Here is a 19,309-nt window from a genome sequence, read left to right on the forward strand (position 1 = left end):
CCAGTAAACTCGTTATTCGTTTCGTATAAAAACAGAAGCGTTGACAACCAGATTCTCTTTAGTGGCTTTGGACAGCTTTTTTATCGCTATTTCTGTCTTTAATGCCTCACTTTTATTCGCGACTTCTTGCGTCCAGACAAGATGCAAAGGGCCTCGACCGCGTAACGATTTGGCCCCTTTCCCTGTTTCGTGTTGTTGAAAACGCCTTGCCATATTGTTAGTTATGCCACAGTACAGTTTGTTTTCATTCGTTCGAAGCAAATACACCGTCCATGGCGCGGTATCGATGGTCATTATTCTCATTCCTGCTTAAAGTCGATCTATGAGCACCGAGCAAGGCATTTTATATTGTTCAGCCGATCAATTAGTCGATTAACGAGTTAACCAGCGCCTTGAGTTCGGCCAACTCAGATTCCAGGGTTTGAACTTTGAGTTCAAGAGAATCAATACGACCGTCGTTTTGGTTACTCGACGTGAATGATTGAGAAGACGCTTGTGACAATGCCTCGATGTCCACCTCACCGCTAAACAGATGTGCGTAGCGAGAATCACGCTTACCAGGTTCACGAGGCAGTTTAACCACTAACGGGCCTTGCTCTCTGGATGCCATCGCATCGAGCGTGACTTCCACTTCTTTAACATCTGTAAAATTGCATAAACGGTTAGTACGAGTTCGTAATTCACCTGGGGTTTGCGCACCTCTAAGCAACATACAACATACAATCCCTTTCTCTTGCTTAGACAAACGTAGATCACCAAACTCGGTGTTACAAAAGCGATGTTGATACTTCGACACTCTGCTGTTGAATGCACTTTCGTCATTCACTAAGCGACGTGTAATTAATCCCTCTAGGGTATCTTGTACTTCAGCTTCGGATAACGACAAGACAGGCTCGCGGTTACTTTTTTGATTACAGGCAGACGTAAGACTGTTCAAAGTTAATGGGTAATGATCTGGAGTTGTTACCTCCTTTTCAATTAAACAGCCGATAACTCTTGCTTCAAGGGGGGAAAGTTCAATGCTCATATTTATCCTTCTTGCTCTCGTCTTTTTGTTTAAATGCGTGCGTTTAATGCTCTATCAAAAATGGCATTTTAATAAATCGACCATGTTGATCGACCATCACCACTCGAGAACGATTCAATTCAACTTCGGTACGCTCTTGCTTAAGACGCTCACGGACGTAAGCCTCTTTCAGTTTAGGCGAGATATCATGATCAGGAGAAGCCATGTCAGCGAGCATATCACTACTTACCTTTATCTCACTCGCGTACTTGGGCGGTCGATTTGAATTGGACAACATTATTTGGCACACACTATAAACTTCAATACCCCCAAATATAGCGCTAACCGCCCTCTCAACTCAATCGGTTATTCTTCTAAGTGTCTAGATTATAAGCAACAATGCGACAGCATTGATCTAAGGACTGTTCTACAGGCAATTGTTGTGTTTTAATCAAGTTAGATTTTGACGAATAATTTAGGAAAGGATTTTATGAGTAGTGTATTCGAAATCGTGTCTCAAGCACGTCGTAAGAACAAACTAAAACGTGAACTACTAGACAACGAAAAAAAGGTTCGTGATAACCGCAAACGTGTCGATCTTCTTGAAAACCTTCTGGACTACGTCAAGCCAGACATGACACAAGATGAAATCTTGGCGATTATCAAAAACATGAAAGCAGATTATGAAGACCGCGTTGATGATCATATCATCAAGAGTGCTGAAATTTCTAAAGCCCGTCGCGATATCAGCCGTCGCATTCGCGAGCTGACAGAAGAAGACAAGCAACAAGTGCAAGGCAAGAAGTAATACTGCTGATTCATTTGGTTGTTATCAACGCTCGCTATCTTAGCGAGCGTTTTAATTTGATTCTCTCCCCTTAAACCTTACTGTTCCACACGAGTAAGCACCAGCATGCACAGGTACTCTCCACGCAAGAAATCCTTCAACAGATCTTGTCATTAACACACCGTCAATTCGAAAAAACGTTTGCGTAATCGCTAACCCTCTCCAATAGACAACCTTTGGGTTTCCTCGACACATTGGGCTTGTTATATTAATTCCATCAACCCAACGAACCATTCGAGGCACGGAGCTTCCTCGTTAATCTCATGATGAGAAGAACTGGTACCAGTTAAACTGGCAAGATTTAGAGGAAAACAAATGGACGTTAATACAGTGGAAATTCTTGGCTATGCCGCTTCAATCATGGTGGCTATTTCACTAACAATGAAAGACATCGTAAAATTAAGAGTACTGAATTTTATCGGCTGCGCGCTGTTTACAGCCTATGGACTGGCAATTGACTCTATGCCAGTAGTGGTCACTAATGGATTTATTGCTTGTGTGAACGTATATTTTCTAGCGAAGATGCTAAAAGAAAAGAAGTCAGTTAAGTCAATGGCTTAACTTAAATTTAAGCCCATAGATAGTTATTTTTCATGGGCTTTAATTTAAGATATACACTCTTCAATAGGCGCAACTATATCCCTAGTAAACGGCTATACCAAGTGACTTCTCCATAAGAGATGAGATCAAAAATGGTCAAAAAAACTGCGGTTATTAACGCCAATTTTATTAGTTTGTATACAATAAACATACTTGCTCCCTTTCATTTGAACACGAGTTTATCTATCCCGTTTCATACGCGCAAGATGAAAAGTGTTTCTGATCTCCCCCAGCTCTTCGCTCACGATCCCGCGAGCTACTCATCTCGATATTTTCTGTCCACAATACGCTAACGCCTGCAACTTAAGCGCATTCAAAGGCTTACTACTAAAACTCCTATCAGCTGCCTTACCCATTCATCATCCACACACTTAACCACTGAGAAAAACATCTCATTTACGCTGTGTTTTCGTTACCGATCAAATTATCAACATGTATTCACCATTTTGGTGAGTGACTTGCACGCATGAACCAAAATGCGGCGCACTTCATTTTTTATCTCGCACCTACAATAACAACTAGCAAAAATTAAACATTTAAAATCAATGCGTTAAGCTTTTATTTTCTCTAGTGTCGATTTTGGCAACAATCTTGCTCCAAGAATAGTTATTCATTACAAGGAGATAAAAATGAAGACTACCAAAAAGCTCACACTGGCCACTCTTGGCGCTATTGCCGCATTGTCCGCTTCCGCCTACGCAGAAGAAACGATCAAAGTTGGCGTATTGCATTCTTTGTCGGGAACAATGGCGATCAGTGAAACCACACTAAAAGACACAGTGTTGATGCTGGTCGAAGAACAAAACAAAAAAGGCGGTTTGCTTGGTAAAAAACTAGAGGCGGTTGTCGTCGACCCTGCGTCAAACTGGCCACTATTTGCAGAAAAAGCACGTGAACTGATCGAAAAGGAAAAAGTCGATGTTGTGTTTGGTGGGTGGACGTCGGTCTCGCGTAAATCCATGCTTCCTGTCTTCGAAGAACTCAACAGTATCTTGTTTTATCCCGTGCAATATGAAGGTGAAGAATCTTCTAAAAATGTCTTTTATACAGGCGCGGCGCCTAACCAACAAGCGATCCCTGCCGTTGATTACCTAATGAATGACTTAGAGATTGAACGTTGGGTGTTAGCTGGGACAGACTACGTTTACCCACGTACCACCAATAAAATTCTCGAGGCTTATCTCAAGAGCAAAGGGGTTAGCGACAGTGACATCATGATCAACTACACGCCATTCGGTCACTCTGATTGGCAATCTATTGTTTCAGATATCAAGAAATTTGGTTCTGAAGGCAAAGCAACCGCTGTCGTCTCTACGGTCAATGGTGATGCCAACGTCCCCTTCTATAAAGAACTTGGCGCACAAGGCGTATCATCTGAAGATATTCCAGTCATCGCGTTCTCTGTCGGCGAAGAAGAATTGTCTGGCATGGACACCTCTTCACTCGTTGGTCATCTTGCGGCATGGAACTATTTCATGAGCGTTGATACCGATGAAAACAGTGAATTCATCGAGACATGGCAAAAATTCATCAAAGACGATAAACGTGTGACCAACGATCCAATGGAGGCACACTACATCGGTTTCAATATGTGGGTTCAAGCGGTCACCAATGCCGGCACCACCGATGCAGAAGCTGTGCAAGACGCTTTGATTGGTGTTGCCGTTCCGAACTTAAGCGGTGGTTACTCAACTATGCTGCCTAACCATCACATCACCAAACCAGTGCTGATTGGTGAAATTCAAGACGATGGTCAATTTGATACCGTTTGGGAAACAACGGGACTTATTGCTGGAGATGCTTGGTCTGACTTTCTTCCGGGCTCAAAGGATCTGTTCTCAAGTTGGAGCAAGCCTTTTTCATGTGGCAGCTTTAATGTCAAAACAGCGAAATGTTCTGGTTCTAACTAACCAAGCCTGATCTATCGCCAGAAATCTTCTTAGCCGGGATGTCATGTAAATATTGAGGTCATCACTCGTATTTAAATCGTCACCATGGTGAGTAGATATTGTTGCTCGGTGTTTTGGCAACACATTAACACCGAGCATCGCTGACTTTTGGATACGTTTTTCGAAAAGTCAGCTCATAACTATAAAACACAGGACGTCAGAATATGAAAGCATTGAGAATACCCATTACTTTCTCTCTCTTTTTCACATTACTTTTTTCTTCGCTTGTCCATGCAGAAACCATCACATCTTATGAACAAATCGCCCCAATACTTACGGGAAAGAGCACAAAAAACAAGCAACTCGCCATCAACTGGCTCACAGAACAACCTGAGAAATCGCAGAATCAACGCCTATTGAATGGCTGGTTGAACGGTGATCTTTATTTTCACCCAGAAACGAATCAGCTTTACGTTATTGATAATCTTGCTGTCAACCAACAAGCTGAAACCGTATATTCTCAATCCACCCTCGTCATCACAAATACTCGTGACTTCAAAAAAGTACGAGTCAACAATAAGCTGCGTAAGGAAATTCGGTCAGAGCTCGCCAAAATGGGACTCTTCGCTGAAGACAGCACCACTCGCTTGAATGCTGTCCTTTCTCTGGTTGGCAATACCGAACCCGCTCTCAATGCCGACATCGCACTCGCACTTGCGACAGAAGAGGATTCGGCAGTTATCAACGCGATGACACTGGCGACGGCTGCTTTTGGTGCATTATCTGACAATAAGTCGATACAACTTGCATCAATCGTCACACTATCAAGTTACAAAAACTCGATTGTATTCAGCCGACTGACTGACGTGATGAATAAATCAACTGATGCAGAGGTTCTTGCTGCTGCACAAAAAGGTTTGGACCAGTACCAACAAAGTCAACGCTTGTACTCCGGAGTGGAAACCGCATTCTTCGGCCTTAGCATGGGGTCCATCTTAGTACTTGCGGCCATTGGACTTGCGATCACCTTCGGCGTAATGGGCGTGATAAACATGGCTCATGGTGAACTAATCATGATCGGTGCTTATACCACTTACGTCATGCAACTCTTAATGCCAAACCACCTCGGGCTGTCACTTATCTTGTCCGTCCCTATGGCGTTTCTTGTTTCCGGTGCCGTTGGGATAGCCATCGAACGGGGTGTAATCCGTCATTTATACGGTCGCCCCCTTGAAACATTACTGGCAACATTTGGTTTGAGCCTTATTTTACAACAAGCCGTTCGCTCCATTTTCTCGCCACTAAATCGCTCCGTTAGTACCCCTGACTTCATGTCAGGTGCATTACAAATTAACCCTATGTTGTCGATCACTTACAACCGTTTGTACATTGTGCTTTTTTGTTTTGCCGTCTTCATGGCATTACTTACGCTACTCAAGCGAACGCCTCTCGGGTTGCAAGTTAGAGCGGTCTCACAAAACCGTTCAATGGCAAAGGCAATGGGTATCCGGTCAGAGCGTGTTGATGCATTGACCTTTGGGCTAGGTTCGGGCGTTGCGGGTGTCGCTGGTGTTGCATTGTCTCAACTGACTAACGTTGGTCCAAACATGGGTCAGGCATACATTATTGATTCATTCATGGTTGTCGTGTTTGGCGGCGTCGGGAACTTATGGGGAACGCTTGTTGCGGGGCTGGGGCTTGGCATATTTAACAAGATTCTTGAGCCATGGGCTGGCGCAGTACTCGCAAAAATTTTGGTGCTTGTCTTTATTATCTTATTCATCCAAAAACGTCCACGAGGCTTATTCCCTCAACGCGGCCGCGCAGCAGAGAGTTAAGGAACAACGATGCTAATGTCTATTTTAAAAAATGACCGCGGTGGCCAGTTTACCATCGCGATACTATTTGCTATGGCGGTATTCATACCCATGGCTAACTTGTTGCTGCCAACAGGACATCCTCTCCATATCGAGACGTTCACGATTTCCTTATTAGGTAAGTATCTCAGCTACGCCATGTTGGCACTTGCTGTGGATTTAGTGTGGGGATATTTAGGTATTTTGAGTCTTGGTCACGGCGCATTCTTCGCGCTTGGTGGCTATGCCATGGGTATGTACCTTATGCGCCAAATCGGTGACAGAGGCGTCTATGGCAATGCAGAGCTACCTGATTTTATGGTCTTCTTAAACTGGAGCGAAGTGCCTTGGTTCTGGCAAGGTTTCGACCAATTCTGGTTTGCGTGCCTTATGGTCGTGCTTGTTCCTGGCATATTGGCGTGGGTTTTTGGTTATTTAACGTTTCGCTCTAGAGTGTCCGGTGTGTACTTATCCATCATGACGCAAGCGTTGACGTTTGCACTTATGCTAGCGTTTTTTAGAAATGAAATGGGATTTGGGGGAAATAACGGTCTTACCGACTTCAAAGACATCATCGGTTACAGTTTGCAAGCCGACGGAACCAAAATCGCCCTCTTTGTTTGCACCGCCATCGCGTTGATTCTTTCATACCTCGTCTGCCGTATGGTGATCAATAGCCGCTTAGGGCGAGTGTCACTCGCGATTCGTGATGCCGAGTCACGCACACGCTTCATGGGCTACGATGTCGACAACATGAAGTTATGGATTTTCATCCTCTCTGCCGTGATAGCTGGTGTCGCGGGTGCGTTATATGTTCCGCAAGTTGGCATCATCAATCCAGGTGAATTTTCGCCTCTTAATTCTATCGAAATTGTTGTTTGGGTGGCACTTGGAGGTCGAGCCACGCTATTTGGTGCCATCGTTGGTGCCTTACTGGTTAACTATGCAAAAAGCTGGTTCACCGTTGAATTTCCAGAAATCTGGCTGTTCGCACTCGGCGGATTATTTGTGTTGTCTACGATGTACCTACCAAAAGGCGTCATAGGTTTTGTGGCCGATCAGGGTTCAAAATTAAGACGTGCTTCGCCTCATCCCAAAACTAAGGAGGCGACACAATGAACGCCCTGAGCCGCTTAAGTGAAACAACTCAAGTTTTAAAGTCTTTTACCAAACGAGATGAAGTCTTTGATTTCATCAAGCCTCAACATCATCCATTGATCGATACCTCACACAACATCTTGTTGTATTTAGAAGGGGTCAATAAATCCTTTGATGGGTTTAAAGCAATTAATGACCTTAATTTATACATCAAGGAAGGCGAACTTCGTTGCATTATCGGTCCAAACGGTGCAGGCAAAACCACCATGATGGATATTATTACTGGCAAAACAACACCCGATACAGGTTCAGTTTGGCTTGGTTCGAATATTAATCTTTTGGATATGAATGAAGCGGAGATTGCCAATGCTGGGGTCGGCAGAAAGTTTCAAAAGCCAACGGTCATTGAATGTTTAACTGTATGGCAAAACCTTGAGCTCGCGATGGCTGGCCAACGCTCAGTTTGGGCAACATTCCGTGCAACATTATCTGGTGAGCAACGCGATAAGTTACGTTCAGTGCTAGAGCTGATCCACCTTCAACCTGCCGCGACTAATCTCGCCGGTAACCTTTCTCATGGCCAAAAACAATGGCTTGAGATTGGCATGTTACTCATGCAAAACCCAAAACTATTGCTCGTCGACGAGCCTGTTGCGGGCATGACACACCAAGAAATGGACAGAACGTCAGAGCTCCTTAATTCTCTTGCTGGGAAGCACTCAGTCGTTGTCGTCGAACATGACATGGATTTTGTACGCTCCATTGCAAGCCATGTCACCGTACTCCATCAAGGACATGTTCTAGCGGAAGGCACAATGGATCAGGTGCAAAACCACGCGCAAGTCAAACAAGTATATTTAGGAGAATAGCGATGCTCAGTATTCAAGGAGTCAACCAGTTCTATGGTGAAAGTCATACGCTTTGGGATCTGAACGTCGAGATTCCAAAAGGTAAATGCACGGTGTTAATGGGAAGAAACGGCGTTGGAAAAACAACGCTCCTCCAATCGATTATGGGGCTCGTAAAAATTAAAGAAGGCCAAATTCAGTTGAATGGCGAGAGCATTCAACAAAAAGCCCCAGAAGAACGCCCTCGCCTCGGGATTGGCTATGTCCCGCAAGGAAGACAAATATTTCCGACACTTACGGTCGAAGAAAATCTTCAAGTTGGTCTTCCGATTCGTCAACGCGGCGACCGAAAAATACCGGCATTTATCTACGATATTTTCCCTGTGTTAAAAGAGATGCGTCACCGCCGTGGCGGCGACTTGTCCGGTGGTCAACAGCAACAGCTAGCGATCGGACGCGCGCTCGTTGTTGATCCGCAGCTGCTTATATTAGATGAGCCGACGGAAGGCATTCAACCCAACATAGTTCAAGAAATTGGCGACATCATTCTTATGCTCAATCAAAAATATGGGCTTACTGTTTTGCTGGTCGAGCAAAAACTGCCATTTGCACGAAAAGTCGGTGACCAATTTTGTATCCTAGACCGCGGACGAGCGGTTGCGACGGGGGAAATGCCTGCGCTTAATGAACAACTTATCTCGGAGTACCTGACCGTATGACGACTCCCCAGCACGCTTCTTCTCTGACGCCCCCCTCGCCAATAATGCCACCAAGTGCTTCAGTGCACTCGACACCATGCAACGATGTCAACGCAGGTTGGATAGCAGAGCTCAAGCTAGGTTTTATTGATCGAGGGGACAAAACGGTCTTAAAACATCGCTCTCAAAAAGGCCCTTTGTCTATACAGCGCCCACTCTATCCAGAAAAAAACATATGCCATGTCTATTTATTACACCCTCCAGGCGGTGTGGTGGGTGGCGATTCATTGACTATCGATGTGCAGGTAGAGTCAGGGGCCCATACCCTGATCACGACACCAGGAGCAACTAAGTTCTACCGTTCTGATAATAAGCTGGCGAAGCAGACTCAAACTCTCGTGGTCGAAGATGGTGCGACATTGGAATGGTTGCCACAGGAAAATATATTTTTTCCAGACAGCCATGCAAAGGTAAACACACATATCTATCTCACTGATAAATCTAGATTTATGGGTTGGGAGATGCACTGTTTTGGACGCCCTGCACTAAATGAGGGATTCGATATTGGTGCAATCACAGGTAAGACAGCGGTTTTCATCAATCAGCAACGCGTTCTCACCGAACAAATTAAACGAATAGGTGAAGATAAACTCTTTAGTATCAATGGACTAAGAGACTGTTCCATGACTGCATCATTCTTTATTACCAATACTGATGATGAGTTATTTGAGTTGGTACAGAGCTTGCTGAATGCAATACAGGGCAGAGAAAAATACGCCAGTCTTATCCTTGGTATCACCCAAATTGAAGGGTTAATTATTATTCGGGCTTTAGGGGAATGGAGCGAAACTATCCTAGCGGCATTCAGTGAAATTTGGCAGCAGGTTCGTCAAGTATGGCTCGGTAGCGCCGCTGAATTACCAAGGATTTGGGCAACGTAATTAACAGCAAGCCGTTAAGAAAAAAATTAAATAGCAAAACACCGTAACCGGTGCGATCCGACACGAGATGTCATCGCGCCAGATCAATCCACCACGACATGGACAGCAAGATGGAATTAACACCAAGAGAAAAAGATAAGCTACTTATTTTTTGTGCCGGCATGCTAGCGAAGCAACGCAAAGAAAGGGGAATTAAACTCAATTACCCTGAATCGATCGCCTTGATAAGTAGTGAGATTCTCGAAGGCGCTAGAGAAGGAAAAAGTGTCTCGGACTTGATGGGTTACGGACGAACCATTCTAAGCGCTAATGACGTAATGGATGGTATTCCCTCTATGATCCCAGATATACAAGTTGAAGCCACCTTCCCGGATGGCACCAAACTCGTCACCGTCCACGAACCCATTGTTTAGGGCTTAATTCATGACAAATATTGCGAAACAAACCAGTGCTTTTATTCCCGGTGAATTACAAGCCGCGAGCGGCAGCATTGAATTGAACCCTGGTAAACAAACGCTGACGGTTTCTGTAAAAAACCTCGGTGATAGACCCATTCAAATCGGTTCTCACTATCACTTCTACGAGGTCAATGAAGCGCTAGAATTCGACCGCATTTCGAGTAAAGGTTTTCGCCTAAACATACCTGCAGGCACGGCGACTCGTTTTGAGCCTGGACAGTCTCGTACGATAGAACTTGTCGAGTTTGGTGGCAAACGTGAGGTATACGGTTTTCAAGGTAAGGTCATGGGTTTGCTTTAGTCGACAGCACTTTACTTTGAACACCCAGGTTTTATACAAACACATAATTAGCAAAATAATAATGAAAACAATAACAAGGACAGGTTATGGCGAGTATTTCTAGACAAGCGTACGCGGAGATGTTTGGCCCAACAGTTGGCGACCGTTTACGACTCGCTGATACAGAGTTGTGGTTAGAAATAGAAAAAGATTTCACGACCTACGGCGATGAAGTGAAGTTCGGTGGTGGAAAAGTAATACGGGACGGCATGGGACAGAGCCAGCGACCTAGCGCAGAAACCCCGGATTTAGTGATTACCAACGCCGTCGTATTGGATTACTGGGGTATCGTAAAAGCAGATGTTGGCATCAAAGATGGCCGCATTGCCGCCATTGGTAAAGCTGGTAACCCTGACATACAGACGGGTGTCGATATCATTATCGGCCCGGGAACTGAAATAATCGCAGGTGAAGGATCGATATTAACCGCAGGTGGCGTTGATTCTCATATTCATTTTATCTGCCCACAACAAATTGAAGAAGCCTTGGCGTCTGGCGTGACCACCATGATAGGCGGCGGCACCGGACCAGCCACTGGAACCAACGCGACCACATGCACGCCCGGTCCTTGGAACATCCATCGTATGCTGGAATCTCTTGATCAATTTCCAATGAACTTTGGATTACTTGGAAAAGGAAATGCAAGTCAACCCGAAGCACTTCGCGAGCAAGTGGCAGCTGGTGCCATTGGACTTAAACTCCATGAAGATTGGGGGACCACACCCGCTTCTATCGACACCTGCTTAACCGTTGCTGATGAGATGGATGTTCAAGTCGCGATTCACACCGATACCCTTAACGAGTCTGGCTTTGTAGAGTCGACACTTGGGGCCATTGGCGACCGTGTTATACACACTTACCATACCGAAGGCGCTGGTGGTGGACACGCTCCTGATATCATTCGCGCTTGTGGGGAAGCCAATATACTCCCCTCTTCAACGAATCCAACCAGACCTTATACCGTCAACACCGTTGATGAACACCTGGATATGCTAATGGTCTGTCATCATCTTTCACCATCAATTGCTGAAGATGTTGCCTTTGCGGAATCACGTATCCGTAGAGAAACCATCGCTGCTGAGGATATCCTTCATGATCTCGGCGCATTCTCAATGATTGCCTCTGACTCACAAGCGATGGGCCGAGTCGGTGAAGTCATCACTCGTACATGGCAAACCGCTCACAAAATGAAGGTTCAACGTGGTCATTTAAAGGAAGACACTGACTTTAGTGACAACTTCAGATTAAAACGATACGTCGCCAAATACACCATTAACCCAGCAATTACTCATGGTATGAGTCACGAGATTGGATCCATTGAGGTTGGAAAGCTTGCTGACCTCGTGCTGTGGAAGCCCGCGTTTTTTGGTGTTAAGCCGAGTTCAATTATCAAAGGCGGAATGATTGCAATGGCACCAATGGGCGACCCTAACGCGTCAATCCCTACCCCACAGCCCGTGCATTACCGATCCATGTTTGGTAGCTACGGTAAGGCATCTCAAAAAACGTCCATGCTATTCATCTCTGAGCAGGCGAAAAAAGATGGTGTCGACAAGCAGCTTGGGTTAGGCAGTCTTATTGGTGTGAGTAAACATTGTCGAAACATTTCTAAAAAAGATATGAAGCTGAACGACTGGCAACCAAAAATTGAGGTCGATTCACAAACCTATCAAGTCAAGGCGAACGGTGAATTACTGACTTGTGAGCCAGCCGTTGAGCTACCAATGGCACAACGATATTTTTTATTCTAAATCAGGAGTTTTCATGATCGAACTAATGGAGCTTGCCTCTCGAAGCTCACACACTCAAACCGATGGTAGCCTTAGCTTACCGATAGACAGCCGGATTAAAAGTAGACTTAAAGTCACATTAGATGATGGGCGTGCTGCTGGTCTATTTCTTCCTCGTGGCCACATTCTTCGTCATGGGGAAGTACTGCGCAGTAAGTGTGGCTTAACGATTGAAGTTAAAGCGGCGTCAGAAAGCGTTTCTACGGTGTACTGCGACGATGCTTTGCTCCTCACTCGCGTCGCTTACCATTTAGGTAATAGACACGTCCCACTTCAAGTTCACACGGGTTGGGTACGCTATCAGCATGATCACGTACTTGATGAAATGGTGGTCGGCCTCGGAGCGGAAGTTACAAGTGAAATCGAGCCTTTTGAACCTGAAGGTGGTGCTTATGGAGGGAGCTCTGGTGGCGGACATCACCACCATTAAGTTTCTAGCGCGTTATACCGCCCTAACAATCAGCAATCAACAATCAACAATCAACAATCACTCTAAACTTAATCGCAACTCATTGACGCACCGATAAATATAATCAACAAGGAATCGTTTTATGTCATCATTTCGCTTACCGTCAGTTCAGGTTTCCAAAGCCTCCGTTAGAACACTATCACTTTCAACCTTGTCTCTTTCCGCACTATTTAGCGCACCAAGTTTTGCACACGTGGGACACCACCATGATTCAGCAATGAATGCTTTCCTTTCGGGCGTAACGCACCCAGTGACCGGTCTTGACCATCTGGTGGTTCTGATTGGTTTTGGGTTATTAGTCGGGTTTGTGCAATCTAAACAGCCATCAAAACCTCTTCACCTCAAGCTTATCATGGCGGCACTTGGCAGCTTATTAATCGGGCTCGTGGGTGGGCGCTTGATGGGTGAAATAGCCGGTGTCGAAACTCTGATTATTGGGTCGCTCTTTGTCGTAGCCTTTGGTCTTTGGAATGTCTTTTCCGCCAGAGAGACCCTAACAAAATGCCTCACTCTCGCATCCATTGCTTTGATTTTTTTCCATGGTTTTGCGCATGGTGTTGAAGCGTCTGGTTCCATTACGCAATTTTCAATTGGCATGCTTATCTCAGCGTTTATTTTGATGCAGCTAGGGCGAAAAACCAGTTTACTACTGACGCACAAATGGGCTGCGATTGGCGTTGCGTCAACCTCCGTTGCTATTTCTCTGCTTTAAGCAATAAGGTAACGATTGTGAACAATGCCTTAAAACACCATGACCAATTGGCACGTCACGGATCCCAAAGTGATCAATCAAACCATACGGGTGATTCAGTTTCGAGCTTTCGTCTGTTCCAGCTTATTAGCCCTTCTCTTCCCATAGGGGGTTTTACCTACTCTCAAGGACTTGAATGGGCGGTAGAGGCTGAATGGGTGAACAACCAATCTTCAATGGTGGACTGGCTCACTATGATGCTCAATTACAGCATAGTGACACTTGAGCTTCCCATAATGAAGCGTCTGTATGCCGCCGTTGCTGACAACGATATGTCAGCTATCGCGCATTGGTCAGAGTATTTATATTCATGTCGCGAAACCAAAGAGCTGCGCGCAGAAGAGCTTCAACGTGGTAAGGCATTGTACACACTATTAAAGCAACTTAATTTCAAATCAATATCGCTACTAGATGAGGCCAGACAAGACACCAATCATCGATCTAATTCGCTATTGGGATTTTGTTTGGCCGCTCATGAGTGGGGCATTCCTCTCCATGAGTTAGAACGAGGGTATGTATGGAGTTGGGCGGAAAATATGGTGATGGCTGGGGTCAAACTTATCCCATTAGGGCAAACCGCTGGTCAACTATCGCTGATCGAATTATCCAACCAGTTTCCGCAAGCTTTATTGGCAGCACTCGATGTTCAAGACGATGAGATTGGCAGCTTTACGCCCTCCATCGCAATCGCTAGTAGTCGACACGAAACCCAATATACCCGACTGTTTAGGTCGTAAAGAGAATATTATGGAAGATTATAAACAACCACTTCGCATTGGAATTGGCGGTCCAGTAGGATCAGGTAAGACAGCCCTGTTAGAAGTTCTATGTAAAGCGATTCGTGACAAACTGAACATTGCAGTCGTCACTAACGACATTTACACGCAAGAAGATGCAAAAATTCTTACTCGTGCTGAAGCATTAGCGCCAGATCGAATTATCGGTGTGGAGACTGGTGGATGCCCACATACTGCAATTCGTGAGGATGCTTCAATGAACCTTGCTGCCGTTGAAGAGTTAGCACAAAAACACAAAAACCTCGATGTCGTTTTTGTCGAAAGTGGTGGTGACAACCTAAGTGCTACTTTCAGTCCTGAGCTGGCAGATTTGACCATCTATGTTATCGATGTCGCTGAAGGAGAGAAAATCCCAAGAAAAGGCGGCCCAGGTATTACACGGTCAGATCTCCTCGTGATTAACAAGATCGATTTGGCGCCTTACGTAGGGGCCTCGTTGGAGGTGATGGAAAGCGACACACAAAGAATGCGGCCAACAAAACCCTATATTTTTACGAACCTTAAAGAAAGTATTGGCCTAGATTTTATTATCGATTTCATTCTTACCGAAGGAATGCTTGAGTTTAAGTCCGTATAAGCGTTTTACTATAAACCCTCACTACAAGATGTGGCCTACTAGCCGCATCTTTTTTCGTCTATCCCACATTAGAATCAAAGCAAACAAATATCGATGCCTTTGCGTCAATACCTATAAAAATGGTCTGTACGAAGGTGTTCAAAAACATAGACTCAAGTGATCGTTTTTCACAGTAGACTGATTATGGGGATACGTATAGATCATCACTAGGAGCGAGAGCTGTTGCTGGAAATTCTAAGCGGGATTAGTAGGAAGATATAGAGTGAGAGAAAATTGAATGGAGGCGCCTCCCGGAGTCGAACCGAGGTCCACGGATTTGCAATCCGCTGCATAGCCACTCTGCCAAGGCGCCTTCAGTAGTGTTTAAAGAGAACAACTCTTTTGATGTCATTCTAGCGATAGAATGTCTATCAAAATAGATGGTGCCCCGGGCCGGACTTGAACCGGCACAACGCGAACGTCGAGGGATTTTAAATCCCTTGTGTCTACCAATTCCACCACCAGGGCACGCAATGTCTTGCGATGCGCCAACCAATGTACTCTTTCAATAAAGAGTGGTTAAACACCATCTGTGTCTCATCGCTTTCGCCATAAGATTTTAATTTGGAGCGATACATCGGGTTCGAACCGATGACCTCAACCTTGGCAAGGTTGCGCTCTACCAACTGAGCTAGTATCGCATTTGCATTCTTCTGACTCATAAACTGAGAAAGAGAATGGAGGCGCCTCCCGGAGTCGAACCGAGGTCCACGGATTTGCAATCCGCTGCATAGCCACTCTGCCAAGGCGCCTTTAGTTTAAACATAATTGTCTTCAATATGTTTAATTTCAACACGTTAATGAGAGAGTGTCTCCGTGTGAGATGCATACTTTACGGATTGAGCGGTATTAGTCAAACAAAAAAATGAAATAAGTTGTCCACTTGCTGACTTTCCGTACAAAGCGATTATCTAACCCTCAGTTCGTGCAAAAACCACTCTACGAGAATCGCTCATTGAAGCGGTAGATTCTGATCTCAGCACGGACTGTGAGTATAAAAAAGTACACATAAATCGGTTCATACGTTTAAAAAGAAACGGTATTTAACCCACCAGTGATGCAAATAGGAGCCTGCTAACTTTCAAAAATCGTCCCCTCACCATTTTTTCATCAGTCGCCCTACGAGGTTAGGATGATAAGACCAGCAGTGGTCAAACATACCCATCAAGGAAGGGTTGCCGTATTTAGACAGGCTAATAGCATGGAAACGATTCTTTTTGTTCTTGAGTTCGGTTATCTTTCCCACCAGGTCTGGTGATTGTTCTGGAGCAATGAAATCAGAGATCACAACGAGGTCAGCATTCTTGTAGGTATCAGACAACATCAGATCAATGGACTGGGTTAATACCGGCTCTAAGTCGGTACCACCATGGAATGAATAACTGAGGAAGTCGGCCGCTTCCCGTAAACCGTCTTGTTTCGTCAGTTCATAAGTAATATGTTGCGTTGAAAAAAGAATGACATAGCATTCTCTTGATTCAGCCAAGGCGATTTGCATCAATGCATACGCCATCGCTTTCGCGCATTGCTCAGGGAAACCACTCATTGAGCCTGACGCATCCACACAGACGATAAATGGGCCTTTATCAATCTCTATTTCGCTGTTATCAGGCTGCGTGGCTCGTACTTTCTTTAATGTCCTCGATTTCCCCTGCATTTTATAATTCATTAACCGCTTATCGGCTAAGTGTTTATAAAACACCACTTCCAATTCAGGATAAGCTAGGAACATGGTTTCGTTCGGTAGTAGTTTATTCAGGTCGTCTGATTCGTGGATCCCGACAATGTCATCAGTCGCTTCATCACTTTCTTCTTCCACCATCTCTAAAGATTCAGTTGGTGATTTATTGAGTTCAGGATCATCTTGTTCGTTAGCCATTCGACCTAACTGCTCAGCAATGTCTTGCAGACCTTTATTCTTTTTAAGGAACTCAGCATGGTTATGCATAACCTTGAGATCGGTTTTGGTTAGCTTAGCGGCCGCCATATCCCATAGACGTCCCAACGCGGCTTCGTCACCCTGCTCCGCAACGGTATCCATGTTTTTCATGGTTTCCATGCGTTGGTAAAGGTCGGTGAGAAACTTTTCTTTACTGGCTTCGAGCTCGGTCATTTCTGCCTGTTTGATCGCATCTGATAAGCTCTTGTACCAAAGGTCACAAAAGTAACGGGGAAACATGGGGTTATGATGCTGGTTGTTTTTATCTAGCAAGCGTTTCGCTTGTAAATAAAAAGCAGAGTGCCATTCGAGTTTTTTGGTCACATCGTGAATTTGAGCGAAAAACGTCGCTTCATCCCAATGGATCACTTCTTGGTATAACGCTAATTCATGCTGAAACCGTTCGGTTTCACAAACACGAGTCATGCGCTTTTTCACCGAGCCTCGCCATTTCAATAAATGACCTTTAACAGAACGTCGGACGCCTCGATTCTCCGTTAGCGCCGTGACCTGTGAGCGAGCCATAAGGTCGTTAACCGCACTATCAACGATCCCTGAATCAGCAATCATCAAGGCTAAATTTAAGCCATCTGCTCCTAACATCCTGTCTCCCGATGGTTACGGTTTTACTCAAAAAATGATCGTAGACTTTTTACCCTAGCAATCGCTTTGGCACTTTCTGCGCTGGTTGTCTCTAACGTCTTAGTCACCGTTTGTATGCTGACTTCCATTTCCGTTGGAACCATTTGGTCAATAAAATTATGAGGTAGCGCGCCATGAAACTTAGAACGTACCGATCGCAAGTGATGTTCCGTGTGATTTAATTGCGCCAATACTCGTGCAGCTTGTGTTTCCCATTCGATATGTAATGTTTCATCAACGCCTTGTTTCGTCACTAGTGTCAGTGGTACAGAGCGGTTGGCGATATCTTTAATCACGAGGTTATTCGCCGCATCGAGGTCGAGTTTTAATCGACATAGGTGAGTATTTTGATTCACGTAACCATAAACATCCCCTCCCCCTTCTTTAATGGTGCGGTTGAGTTCGTCACGTGGAATATAAACCCAACGGCTATCGCCCTTTTCACTTTCGGATACTGAAAGGTTGCTTCGTAATAACACCAATTTCACTAAGTCTGTCGCGGGTCCTACTTTGTATGACTTGGCATTCGACGTATCATATTGGTAAACATCCTTGCGTCGTAAACCAGTGCTACTTTCTAGTGACAATGGCATCGCGTATTCCGCTTCAATCTCTTCTTGAAGATCGGTAAGCGTCTCTTTGCCGTCTTCAATTTGTTGGAAGACCTCTTGCTGATCAAACGCATAATTGAGTGCAAAGTCATGTACGACACTGTTAACGATTTCTCTTGATTCAGGGCTGTTCCAAAGACAATCTTGAAGCAGTAACAAATCTAACGGATTCACGCTGTCTCTTCCGTTAAAAAACGCACTCGCTTTAAGCAGTTTCACCGCTTTTTTCCAACGACGGTCTGAGACATAGAGATCGGATTCAGACAAGCGCGAACGGTTATCGTTAGAGGCAGATTCTAGTAACTCTTTTAGCTGGTAGAGTTTTTCAAAAACGTCATCGCTGAGTTCAACTGTTTCCAAATCGCTTTGCCATTGATGGTATTCATCATCAGTGATCGCTAATCCTTCAGGAATTTTCGCTTCTTGCGAGGTACCCACAGTTAACATTGATTTGAAATTTTGTTTGTTCTGAATACGGTTAACAAAAACCCGCACTAGCATTCGATCGTAAAGAGCATCTAAGCCACTATCTTCATCAGGCAGTTCATTCGACGCCGACACGAGCAGGCGCATAGGGACCCGCTCAATATCACTACCATTTTTAAAGGTTTTTTCATTCACTACAGTAAGGAGCGTATTGAGAATTGCCGGACCTGCTTTCCAGATTTCATCTAAGAACACGACTTGGGCAGTAGGAAGGTAACCTTTTGTCAGTCGAACATAGCGACCATTATCTTTAAGTTCTTGAATACTAAGTGGCCCGAAGACTTCTTCTGGCGTTGAGAATCGAGTCATTAGATATTCAAAATAACTACTGTTATCGAAAGCTTGAATAAGGCGTTTGGCAATCAAGCTTTTTGCAATCCCCGGAGGACCAAGAAGGAAGACACTTTCACCTGCTAATGCAGCAAGCAGGCACAGTTTTATGGTCTCTTCTCGTTCATAAACACCATCAGAGAGTGCAGCAGCAAGCTTGGTAATTCTTTCTGACCTTAACGCTCTGTCAGCATGGGAAACAACGGTGGGTTTGATCATGCCTTTACCTCTGAGCACAAATTAGGACGCATTATTAAATTTATACATTTGTTATTATTATGTTACAAGACATTTCAT

Annotated in this window: 20 protein-coding genes and 4 tRNA genes; 15 read left to right on the forward strand and 9 right to left on the reverse strand. The window is 44.7% G+C overall.

Annotation, left to right across the window (positions count from 1 at the left end; translation table 11 throughout):
- Nucleotides 1-12: 12 nt before the first annotated feature.
- The 3 genes from ACE1OE_RS11850 to ACE1OE_RS11860 form a co-directional block, all read right to left on the reverse strand.
- The gene (locus ACE1OE_RS11850) at nucleotides 13-294 is read right to left on the reverse strand and encodes a GIY-YIG nuclease family protein (RefSeq protein ID WP_449211183.1); all 282 of its coding nucleotides are present in this window, start codon (nucleotides 292-294) and stop codon (nucleotides 13-15) included.
- 70 nt (nucleotides 295-364) lie between these two features.
- A complete protein-coding gene (locus tag ACE1OE_RS11855; protein ID WP_102468516.1) occupies nucleotides 365-1,027 on the reverse strand; it encodes a YceH family protein in 663 nt (220 codons plus the stop codon).
- 43 nt (nucleotides 1,028-1,070) lie between these two features.
- Complete coding sequence (locus tag ACE1OE_RS11860) at nucleotides 1,071-1,304, reverse strand: hypothetical protein (RefSeq protein ID WP_133148205.1); 234 nt, start codon at nucleotides 1,302-1,304, stop codon at nucleotides 1,071-1,073.
- Between the two features lie 192 nt (nucleotides 1,305-1,496).
- On the opposite strand from ACE1OE_RS11860, the gene ACE1OE_RS11865 reads away from it, so the two are divergent.
- The 15 genes from ACE1OE_RS11865 (at nucleotide 1,497) to ureG (ending at nucleotide 14,965) form a co-directional block, all read left to right on the forward strand.
- A complete protein-coding gene (locus ACE1OE_RS11865) occupies nucleotides 1,497-1,814 on the forward strand; it encodes a DUF496 family protein (protein ID WP_102468515.1) in 318 nt (105 codons plus the stop codon).
- Nucleotides 1,815-2,168: 354 nt separating this feature from the next.
- Nucleotides 2,169-2,414: a YgjV family protein gene (locus tag ACE1OE_RS11870; protein WP_102468514.1), complete on the forward strand. Its 246-nt coding sequence runs from the start codon at nucleotides 2,169-2,171 to the stop codon at nucleotides 2,412-2,414.
- Nucleotides 2,415-3,082: 668 nt separating this feature from the next.
- Nucleotides 3,083-4,363 carry an urea ABC transporter substrate-binding protein gene (urtA, locus tag ACE1OE_RS11875; protein ID WP_102532348.1) on the forward strand — a complete coding sequence of 427 codons (1,281 nt, stop codon included), beginning with the start codon at nucleotides 3,083-3,085 and terminating at the stop codon, nucleotides 4,361-4,363.
- A 203-nt stretch (nucleotides 4,364-4,566) separates the two neighbouring features.
- Nucleotides 4,567-6,180 (forward strand): urea ABC transporter permease subunit UrtB, encoded by a 1,614-nt coding sequence (gene urtB / locus ACE1OE_RS11880; protein ID WP_449211184.1) that lies wholly within the window; start codon nucleotides 4,567-4,569, stop codon nucleotides 6,178-6,180.
- A gap of 9 nt (nucleotides 6,181-6,189) precedes the next feature.
- On the forward strand, nucleotides 6,190-7,317 hold the full coding sequence (gene urtC, locus ACE1OE_RS11885; RefSeq protein ID WP_449211185.1) for an urea ABC transporter permease subunit UrtC: 1,128 nt from the start codon (nucleotides 6,190-6,192) through the stop codon (nucleotides 7,315-7,317).
- Nucleotides 7,314-8,165, forward strand: coding sequence for an urea ABC transporter ATP-binding protein UrtD (gene urtD / locus ACE1OE_RS11890; protein ID WP_449211186.1), 852 nt, complete (start codon nucleotides 7,314-7,316; stop codon nucleotides 8,163-8,165). The genes urtC and urtD overlap by 4 nt, the downstream gene beginning before the upstream one ends.
- 2 nt (nucleotides 8,166-8,167) lie before the next feature.
- Nucleotides 8,168-8,863, forward strand: coding sequence for an urea ABC transporter ATP-binding subunit UrtE (urtE, locus tag ACE1OE_RS11895; protein WP_449211187.1), 696 nt, complete (start codon nucleotides 8,168-8,170; stop codon nucleotides 8,861-8,863).
- A 44-nt stretch (nucleotides 8,864-8,907) separates the two neighbouring features.
- Nucleotides 8,908-9,783, forward strand: a complete 876-nt coding sequence (locus tag ACE1OE_RS11900) for an urease accessory protein UreD (RefSeq protein ID WP_449211256.1) — start codon at nucleotides 8,908-8,910, stop codon at nucleotides 9,781-9,783.
- A 110-nt stretch (nucleotides 9,784-9,893) separates the two neighbouring features.
- On the forward strand, nucleotides 9,894-10,196 hold the full coding sequence (gene ureA / locus ACE1OE_RS11905; protein WP_102468508.1) for an urease subunit gamma: 303 nt from the start codon (nucleotides 9,894-9,896) through the stop codon (nucleotides 10,194-10,196).
- Between the two features lie 10 nt (nucleotides 10,197-10,206).
- A complete protein-coding gene (locus ACE1OE_RS11910; RefSeq protein WP_449211188.1) occupies nucleotides 10,207-10,542 on the forward strand; it encodes an urease subunit beta in 336 nt (111 codons plus the stop codon).
- 86 nt (nucleotides 10,543-10,628) lie between these two features.
- Nucleotides 10,629-12,332: an urease subunit alpha gene (gene ureC, locus ACE1OE_RS11915; protein ID WP_449211189.1), complete on the forward strand. Its 1,704-nt coding sequence runs from the start codon at nucleotides 10,629-10,631 to the stop codon at nucleotides 12,330-12,332.
- 13 nt (nucleotides 12,333-12,345) lie between these two features.
- Nucleotides 12,346-12,801 (forward strand): urease accessory protein UreE, encoded by a 456-nt coding sequence (ureE, locus tag ACE1OE_RS11920; RefSeq protein WP_102468505.1) that lies wholly within the window; start codon nucleotides 12,346-12,348, stop codon nucleotides 12,799-12,801.
- Between the two features lie 121 nt (nucleotides 12,802-12,922).
- Nucleotides 12,923-13,552, forward strand: coding sequence for a HupE/UreJ family protein (locus tag ACE1OE_RS11925; protein ID WP_102468504.1), 630 nt, complete (start codon nucleotides 12,923-12,925; stop codon nucleotides 13,550-13,552).
- A 47-nt stretch (nucleotides 13,553-13,599) separates the two neighbouring features.
- Nucleotides 13,600-14,328 carry an urease accessory protein UreF gene (locus ACE1OE_RS11930; RefSeq protein ID WP_449211257.1) on the forward strand — a complete coding sequence of 243 codons (729 nt, stop codon included), beginning with the start codon at nucleotides 13,600-13,602 and terminating at the stop codon, nucleotides 14,326-14,328.
- A gap of 10 nt (nucleotides 14,329-14,338) precedes the next feature.
- Nucleotides 14,339-14,965 carry an urease accessory protein UreG gene (ureG, locus tag ACE1OE_RS11935; protein WP_102468502.1) on the forward strand — a complete coding sequence of 209 codons (627 nt, stop codon included), beginning with the start codon at nucleotides 14,339-14,341 and terminating at the stop codon, nucleotides 14,963-14,965.
- Nucleotides 14,966-15,243: 278 nt separating this feature from the next.
- Here ureG and ACE1OE_RS11940 read toward each other — a convergent pair.
- The 6 genes from ACE1OE_RS11940 to ACE1OE_RS11965 form a co-directional block, all read right to left on the reverse strand.
- Nucleotides 15,244-15,317, reverse strand: a tRNA-Cys gene (locus ACE1OE_RS11940).
- A gap of 68 nt (nucleotides 15,318-15,385) precedes the next feature.
- Nucleotides 15,386-15,472, reverse strand: a tRNA-Leu gene (locus ACE1OE_RS11945).
- A gap of 97 nt (nucleotides 15,473-15,569) precedes the next feature.
- Nucleotides 15,570-15,645 (reverse strand) — tRNA-Gly (locus ACE1OE_RS11950).
- Nucleotides 15,646-15,682: 37 nt separating this feature from the next.
- Nucleotides 15,683-15,756 (reverse strand) — tRNA-Cys (locus ACE1OE_RS11955).
- A gap of 344 nt (nucleotides 15,757-16,100) precedes the next feature.
- Nucleotides 16,101-17,546, reverse strand: a complete 1,446-nt coding sequence (viaA, locus tag ACE1OE_RS11960; protein WP_449211190.1) for an ATPase RavA stimulator ViaA — start codon at nucleotides 17,544-17,546, stop codon at nucleotides 16,101-16,103.
- 23 nt (nucleotides 17,547-17,569) lie between these two features.
- Nucleotides 17,570-19,231, reverse strand: a complete 1,662-nt coding sequence (locus tag ACE1OE_RS11965) for an ATPase RavA domain-containing protein (protein ID WP_449211191.1) — start codon at nucleotides 19,229-19,231, stop codon at nucleotides 17,570-17,572.
- Nucleotides 19,232-19,309 lie beyond the last annotated feature (78 nt).

It is taken from the genome of Vibrio sp. E150_011, from assembly GCF_053544015.1.

Bases quoted from the DNA above. Each gene is read 5' to 3' on its own strand.
- ACE1OE_RS11900 (WP_449211256.1), top strand. From the start codon at position 8,908: ATGCCACCAAGTGCTTCAGTGCACTCGACACCATGCAACGATGTCAAC.
- ACE1OE_RS11850 (WP_449211183.1), bottom strand. From the start codon at position 294: ATGACCATCGATACCGCGCCATGGACGGTGTATTTGCTTCGAACGAAT.
- ACE1OE_RS11965 (WP_449211191.1), bottom strand. From the start codon at position 19,231: ATGATCAAACCCACCGTTGTTTCCCATGCTGACAGAGCGTTAAGGTCA.
- urtC (WP_449211185.1), top strand. From the start codon at position 6,190: ATGCTAATGTCTATTTTAAAAAATGACCGCGGTGGCCAGTTTACCATC.
- urtD (WP_449211186.1), top strand. From the start codon at position 7,314: ATGAACGCCCTGAGCCGCTTAAGTGAAACAACTCAAGTTTTAAAGTCT.
- ACE1OE_RS11910 (WP_449211188.1), top strand. From the start codon at position 10,207: ATGACAAATATTGCGAAACAAACCAGTGCTTTTATTCCCGGTGAATTA.
- ureC (WP_449211189.1), top strand. From the start codon at position 10,629: ATGGCGAGTATTTCTAGACAAGCGTACGCGGAGATGTTTGGCCCAACA.
- ACE1OE_RS11860 (WP_133148205.1), bottom strand. From the start codon at position 1,304: ATGTTGTCCAATTCAAATCGACCGCCCAAGTACGCGAGTGAGATAAAG.
- urtA (WP_102532348.1), top strand. From the start codon at position 3,083: ATGAAGACTACCAAAAAGCTCACACTGGCCACTCTTGGCGCTATTGCC.
- ACE1OE_RS11865 (WP_102468515.1), top strand. From the start codon at position 1,497: ATGAGTAGTGTATTCGAAATCGTGTCTCAAGCACGTCGTAAGAACAAA.
- ACE1OE_RS11925 (WP_102468504.1), top strand. From the start codon at position 12,923: ATGTCATCATTTCGCTTACCGTCAGTTCAGGTTTCCAAAGCCTCCGTT.
- ureG (WP_102468502.1), top strand. From the start codon at position 14,339: ATGGAAGATTATAAACAACCACTTCGCATTGGAATTGGCGGTCCAGTA.
- ACE1OE_RS11855 (WP_102468516.1), bottom strand. From the start codon at position 1,027: ATGAGCATTGAACTTTCCCCCCTTGAAGCAAGAGTTATCGGCTGTTTA.
- ureE (WP_102468505.1), top strand. From the start codon at position 12,346: ATGATCGAACTAATGGAGCTTGCCTCTCGAAGCTCACACACTCAAACC.
- urtB (WP_449211184.1), top strand. From the start codon at position 4,567: ATGAAAGCATTGAGAATACCCATTACTTTCTCTCTCTTTTTCACATTA.
- ACE1OE_RS11870 (WP_102468514.1), top strand. From the start codon at position 2,169: ATGGACGTTAATACAGTGGAAATTCTTGGCTATGCCGCTTCAATCATG.
- ureA (WP_102468508.1), top strand. From the start codon at position 9,894: ATGGAATTAACACCAAGAGAAAAAGATAAGCTACTTATTTTTTGTGCC.
- urtE (WP_449211187.1), top strand. From the start codon at position 8,168: ATGCTCAGTATTCAAGGAGTCAACCAGTTCTATGGTGAAAGTCATACG.
- viaA (WP_449211190.1), bottom strand. From the start codon at position 17,546: ATGTTAGGAGCAGATGGCTTAAATTTAGCCTTGATGATTGCTGATTCA.